Origin of the sequence: Henriciella sp. (assembly GCF_049649345.1) — a bacterium.
GTDB lineage: Bacteria > Pseudomonadota > Alphaproteobacteria > Caulobacterales > Hyphomonadaceae > Henriciella.
Genome location: NZ_JBARZC010000255.1, coordinates 1 through 5,993, shown reverse-complemented (window position 1 = coordinate 5,993; position 5,993 = coordinate 1). Strand labels below are relative to the sequence as shown.

At 62.9% G+C, this 5,993-nt stretch carries 7 protein-coding genes; 6 read left to right on the top strand and 1 reads right to left on the bottom strand.

The features are described from left to right. From WA989_RS06590 to WA989_RS06570, 5 genes are all read left to right on the top strand, one after another. The coding region (locus tag WA989_RS06590) for a PilN domain-containing protein (protein ID WP_424339709.1) at positions 1-351 on the top strand (351 nt) is incomplete at its 5' end. Then, positions 348-929: a type II secretion system protein GspM gene (gspM, locus tag WA989_RS06585; protein ID WP_424339708.1), complete on the top strand. Its 582-nt coding sequence runs from the start codon at positions 348-350 to the stop codon at positions 927-929. The genes WA989_RS06590 and gspM, both read left to right, overlap by 4 nt. Positions 930-935: 6 nt before the next feature. Further along, positions 936-1,427: a hypothetical protein gene (locus WA989_RS06580; protein WP_424339707.1), complete on the top strand. Its 492-nt coding sequence runs from the start codon at positions 936-938 to the stop codon at positions 1,425-1,427. A 36-nt stretch (positions 1,428-1,463) separates the two neighbouring features. Further along, positions 1,464-3,728, top strand: a complete 2,265-nt coding sequence (gene gspD / locus WA989_RS06575; protein WP_424339706.1) for a type II secretion system secretin GspD — start codon at positions 1,464-1,466, stop codon at positions 3,726-3,728. After that, positions 3,725-4,678 (top strand): general secretion pathway protein GspK, encoded by a 954-nt coding sequence (locus WA989_RS06570; RefSeq protein WP_424339705.1) that lies wholly within the window; start codon positions 3,725-3,727, stop codon positions 4,676-4,678. The genes gspD and WA989_RS06570 overlap by 4 nt, the downstream gene beginning before the upstream one ends. A 29-nt stretch (positions 4,679-4,707) precedes the next feature. Here WA989_RS06570 and gspG read toward each other — a convergent pair whose 3' ends face one another. Beyond that, positions 4,708-5,136 carry a type II secretion system major pseudopilin GspG gene (gene gspG, locus WA989_RS06565; protein WP_424339704.1) on the bottom strand — a complete coding sequence of 143 codons (429 nt, stop codon included), beginning with the start codon at positions 5,134-5,136 and terminating at the stop codon, positions 4,708-4,710. A 111-nt stretch (positions 5,137-5,247) separates the two neighbouring features. Here gspG and WA989_RS06560 point away from each other — a divergent pair. Then, positions 5,248-5,993, top strand: a 746-nt coding sequence (locus tag WA989_RS06560) for a prepilin peptidase (RefSeq protein WP_424339710.1), incomplete at its 3' end; no start/stop codon positions are given.

Here is a 5,993-nt window from a genome sequence, read left to right as displayed (position 1 = left end):
CTTCAGGCCGAGGCCCAGGCCGGTGTCGCCGCCATCCAGCAGATCACCACGCAGACGGCCAATCCGGGCCGCTTTGCCGCCGCCTATAGCGCCGTCACCGACACGCTCGGCGATGAAGCATGGCTCGAAGGGCTGACTTATTCGGGCAATTCCTTCTCCCTCATCGGGCTGACCCAGGAATCGGAAAAGCTGATCAGCGTGCTCGAATCCTCACCGAAGATTTCCAGCGCGCGCTTTTCCGCCTCGGTCGTCACCGACCGGCGCCATGAAGCAGAGCGCTTCCGCATCGAAGTCCAGTTCAAAGGCGCCGACGAGGCGCAGAGCATGGCACTGATGGAGGACCGGGGATGAACGTCTACGCGCTCTCTCGAGGCAAACAGCGCCTGCTTGCAACAAGCCTCCTCCTCGCCGCACTGGCAGCGACCTTCTTCCTGATCGTGCAGCCTGTAGCGAATGCCTTTTCGACCCAGCAGACCCGCATCGACAAGGCCCAGTCAAATCTCGTCAAATGGCAAGGCGTGATCGCGTCGGAAAGCGACATCGTCGCAGCCGCAGCGGTCATCAACCGCGATGAGCGGCTTGAGCGCGGCACATTGCGCGCCTCCTCCGACACGCAGGCGGCTGCAGGACTGCAATCGCTGGTCCGCAAGGCGCTGCTCAATGCCGGCGCCGATGTGCGCAGCTCGCAAATCCTGCCTGCAGACGAAGCCGGCGAAATGCGCATGGTCGGCGTTCGCGTTGTCTACATGGCCAATAGCGAACAGCTTGAGCGCGCGATCATGTCCGTCGAGAACTCGATGCCTTACCTGTTCGTGCGCGAAGCCGACATTCAGATATCAGCCAGCAGCCGGCGCGCGACCAGCGCCGGTGAGGCACCCGAATTGCAAGTGCGGATGGACATCTTCGCATTCGCGCGCACGGGGGAGTAGAGCGCTATGGAATTCGTTCGTGGATCGACCCTTCTGGTCACCGCCGTCGCGGCTGTCGTCTGCGGCGGTCTTATCCTCGGCCTGACCATGCTGTCGACGGGCAATACGACGCCGAGTTCGATCAAGGATCCCGTCGTCGTTGCCACGATTGATGCGCCGCGCCCGCCCGCGGAAGCCAACCGCCAGATCAGCGAAGTCACACTCGCCCCGCGCCCGCTTTTCCATAAGGATCGCCGGCCGATGCTGGGCGGGGCTGAGGACGATCCGAGCTTTGCGCCAGAACCCACCAATGCGAGCCATATCCAGCTGAAAGGCGTCATCCGCCGGGGTGGCACATCACGTGCATATGTCGAGATGATTGGCGGTCAGCCGGTCTGGCTAAAGACAGGGGAAACCCTGGCTGGGTGGACACTGAAACAGGTTTCCGATGATGGCGTCGTGCTAACGGATGGGAGCCAGAATATCAGCCTTGCCCTGCATCCTTCGCTCGACCCGTAGGCTGCCGAAGACCTGAGGTTTTACGGAGAGTTGAGCATGTTAGTACCGGTCCTGCAGCGTGTGAAAAAGAAATCTGCCCTCTCGATGAGCGTATCGCTCGTCGCCCTGGCTCTCGCAGGGTGCGCGTCGGCCCCTCGACCCAACGTGGTTCCTGACCGCGACACCGCCTACCCGATCCTGGTCGAAGAGGGTTTGCGCGCGGACACAGGCACAGCCGGCACCGGGGTCCGAAATGGCACAGGTACAGCCGATCAGCAGGGCCAGCCTCCTCTCGAATTCGAACAGATCGGCGCGGGCAGGTTCGGCAATTCGCCAGCCCTGGCCGCCGGCGGCCTGGCGAGCGCGGGCGACATCACGCTCAACCTCGTCAATGTGGATGCAAACACCGCCGTCCAGCAGATCCTCGGCCAGATTCTAGAAGTCAATTATGTGATTGAGTCGTCCTTGACCGGGACGGTCACGATCCAGACCGCCCGTCCCGTCAACGAAACCACAGCAGTGCGGCTTCTCTCCAGCGCGCTCGCCTCGCAAGGCGCCACCCTGGTCGCCGAAGAAGGCTTCTATCGGGTCGTGCCGTCCGGCCGCGCCAGTGTCGAGACCGGCGATGGCAGCGTCCGCGTCGTGCCGCTAAGCTTTGTCTCCGCCGCATCGATGGCGAAACTCTTTTCGGAATCCTCAACCTCCGGCGTCACCGTCGATATCGACGAAGACCGCAACATGCTGATCATGCGCGGCGACTCGCGAAGCCTCAATGGCATGATCGACATGGTCAACATGTTCGACGTCAACTGGATGGAAGGCATGTCGTTCAGCTCGACGCCGGTCCAGTACACGTCTGCCACACAGATCGTCGAAGACCTCGAGGCAATCTTCGCGACCGATGCAGCAGGCGCGCTTTCCGGCGTTGTCCGCTTCGTCCCGATCGAGCGGCTGAACACGGTTCTCACCGTCAGCCCGCAGCCTGAATACCTCGCCGACGCGAAAGCCTGGATTTCCCGGCTCGACCGCTCCGGCGGACAGGCCGCCCAGCGCTTCTATGTGATCCCGATCCAGAACCGCGCCGCAACCGAAGTCGCCGGCATTCTACGCGACACTCTTGCAGGCGAAACCGGCTCATCGTCGAGCGCCACTGAAAATATGGGCCTTCGCCCCGGCGAAATCCCGCTTGTCGAAAGCTCCGCCTCACCGGACGGCCTTGAGGACCTTCCGGGCAGCAACACCCGCAGCACCGGTTCGACCGGACCGGGCGAGCTTCGCCTGTTTGCGGACGACGCCAACAATGCGCTTGTCGTGCTTGCGACGCCTGAGCAATTCGGCCTCGTCGAAGGCGCTGTGTCGCGTCTCGATACGACCCCGAACCAGGTGGTCCTCGAGGCGACGATTGCAGAAGTCACGCTTGGCGACGACCTCTCATACGGCCTGACATGGTTCTTCCAGTCGGGCGAGTTCGATGTCGCCTTCAGCGATGTCGGTTCCGGCGCTGTCGCTCAACAATTTCCCGGCTTCTCTGTCCTGTTCTCAGGCCAGGATGGCCGCGCCGCTCTTTCAGCTGTGGCCGGTGTCACAGATGTCAAAATCCTGTCTGCGCCATCCCTGATGGTGCTCGACAACCGCACAGCGACCCTGCAGGTCGGCGACCAGGTTCCGATCGTGACCCAGTCGGCCGTCAGCGTGTCCAATCCGGACGCGCCGATCGTCAACTCCGTCTCGCTGCGCGACACGGGCATCATCCTGAACGTCACACCGCGCGTGAATGATGGCGGCCTCGTCATCCTCGATATCGATCAGGAAGTCTCTGACGTCGTCGCGACCCAGTCGTCCGGCATCGATTCGCCAACCATCCAGCAGCGCCGCATCTCGACATCGGTGGCCGTGAATGACGGCGAAAGCATCGCGCTTGGCGGCCTTATCCGCGAGCGCATCTCGGACAGCAAGAGCAAGGTTCCGCTGCTCGGCGACCTGCCGCTCCTCGGCGCAGCCTTCAGCACGACCACCCAGGCGACGACCCGCACAGAACTTCTGGTGCTGATCACGCCGCGCGTCATCAAGAATGCCGAAGATGCGATCCTCGTCACCGACGATCTTCGCAGCCGGATGAAGTCGATCGAGGATACGTTCTTCATCGAAGTGCCCAAGGTCCAGGACTACGCGCCGGCCGATGCCTATTCCGCCCTGCCCGCGCCAGCCGCGCCTATCGAGACGGTGAAGCCTGTCGCGATGGGTGAGACGGTCGGCGAAAACGGTATTCCGCTCGCGCACTTCGTGCCGTTTGGCAGCCTGCAGGTCAACAAACCCTCATGATGACGAGGCGGCCCCCGCCTTCGCGCAAGCGCGAGCGCGGGGCCGCCCTCATCCTGGTCATCTGGGCTGTCGGCCTGATGGCTGTGTTTGCCGCCTCTGCTGCGCGCGATGCCTCTCTCGACAATGCAGATGCGCGCCACTATCGCGGCATCGTCATCGCAAAGGCACTCGCCGAAGGCGGACTTCGCTATGGCACAACGCTCTGGCGGGACGGCGATGATCGTGTCGAGACCGGCACCCATCTCTGCCGTGCCGAAACGGGCCTCTTGCGGCTCGACATCGCGCCGACATCAACGCGCATCGATCTCAATCTTGCCCGGGAAGAACTTCTGGAGAACCTGTTCTCCGCGCTTGGCGCGGATCGCTCGACGGCGCAGACGGCCGCCGCTTACATCGCTGACTATCGCGATCCCGACAGCACGCCGAGGCCGCATGGCGGCGAAGCTCTCGCCTATCAGCGTGCGGGCTATGCAAACGGGCCCCGCAATGATGCGATCGGCCATGTCGCAGAGCTTGCCTCTATCCCCGGTGTTCCTGTCTGGCTCTATCACGCCGCCCTGCCCCATATCACGACGCATGGCGCGGCCAGCCCGACCGCAGACGAACTGCTCAATCCGGTAGTCCAGACCGCCTATGCCGCCCTCAACGTGCCGGTCACCGAACGCCAGCCTGGCGTGGTGCGCTCCGGACGCATGACGTCCCGCAGCCATCTGCGCGCGGTCAGTTCGGAAAAAACAAGAAACCGCAAAGGCGCCATCCGTGTGCGCGCCTCGGCCATGGCGAGTGGCGGCGGCTATTACGTGCTCGATGCAGAAATCGTCGGCGACATCACGACCTATTCGGCGCCGCGCCTGCTGCGGCTCGACATCGCGCCCGTGCTCGAGGGCGATTTTGAGTCCGACGCTGAAATTCCAGGCTGTGGTTTTCCGGGCACCGTGCTCACGCCATAAAGGTTGTGAGGCGCGTCAACCGGCCGCTATCAGATGCCGATATCGGCATCCTCGCCCTCGCCGCCTTCAGCATTGTCCCGGCCGAACGTATAGACTTTCGGCGTCATGCTGCCGCGTACCACTTCATAATGATACGGCTGGCCCCAGGGGTCTGTCGGCACGCTCTCATCATCCATATACGGACCGGACCAGCCTGCTGCGGTCTGTTGCGGCTCGATCAGCGCGGCCAGGCCTTCTTCCTCTGTCGGATAGCGACCGACATCGAGCAGGAACATATCCAGCGATGCCTTGATATTTTCGATCTGGACGTCTGCCGTCTGCGATTTTGCCCGGCTGAGATAACCGATGACCCGCGGTCCGACGACCCCCATGATCAGCGCCAGTATGACCAGCGCCACCAACAGCTCCATAAGGCTGAAGCCTGCCTGCACGGCGGCGGAACGATTCTTGCTCGACATGATGATATTCCTTGGTCCCCTCAACGGCGAAAGTGTACGAATTTTTAGGCCCCGCGCCAAGCGACTGCGCGCATCAGGGGAAGAGCGGAAATCAAAAGAGCTGTCTTGAACGTGTCACCTGTCGATCTCTTCTTCATCCTGGCTGGCCCCTTTATCGGCTCCTTCATCGGGCTGCTGGCGTTTCGCTGGCCCGAGGGCGAACCGTGGCTCGCTAAACGGTCTGCGTGCAGGAATTGCGCCACGACGCTGCGCTGGTTCGAGCTGGTGCCCGTGATCAGCTGGATCGCTCTGCGCGGGCGCTGTCGCAGCTGCGGGGCGACGATCTCCGCCTTCTACGCGGCCTGCGAAATCCTGGCCCTTGCCGTGCCGGTCACAGCCTATCTGTTTGCGCCGGAAGGCACTTACATCCTCTCCTGCCTGATGGGCTGGACGCTGCTGGCCCTTGCCGCAATCGACTGGCGCAGTTTTATCCTGCCAGATGGGCTGAACCTGCTGCTCGCCGCCCTGGGCGGGGGAATGATTGTCCTTCATGCGCGCAGCGTCTGGCCAGAGCATCTGATCGGCGGACTGGCAGGCTTCGGTTTGCTCTTCCTGGTCGAAACGTTTTACCGCCAGACCCGCGGACGAGAGGGGCTCGGCCGTGGAGACGCGAAACTTCTCGGCGCCCTCGGCCTATGGACAGGCTGGATGCAGCTTCCCGACATTCTTCTCATCGCGTCGCTGTCAGGATTGGCCGCTGCGCTTGCCGCCTCGATGCTCAGCAAGGAACGTTTGAGCGGGTCGACAGCGCTCGCCTTCGGCCCCTGGCTCGCCCTTGCAGGCTGGATTTCGTGGCTTTCCGGACCGTTGCTCGTCCC

Bases quoted from the DNA above. Each gene is read 5' to 3' on its own strand.
- WA989_RS06580 (WP_424339707.1), top strand. From the start codon at position 936: ATGGAATTCGTTCGTGGATCGACCCTTCTGGTCACCGCCGTCGCGGCT.
- gspG (WP_424339704.1), bottom strand. From the start codon at position 5,136: ATGTCGAGCAAGAATCGTTCCGCCGCCGTGCAGGCAGGCTTCAGCCTT.
- gspD (WP_424339706.1), top strand. From the start codon at position 1,464: ATGTTAGTACCGGTCCTGCAGCGTGTGAAAAAGAAATCTGCCCTCTCG.
- gspM (WP_424339708.1), top strand. From the start codon at position 348: ATGAACGTCTACGCGCTCTCTCGAGGCAAACAGCGCCTGCTTGCAACA.
- WA989_RS06570 (WP_424339705.1), top strand. From the start codon at position 3,725: ATGATGACGAGGCGGCCCCCGCCTTCGCGCAAGCGCGAGCGCGGGGCC.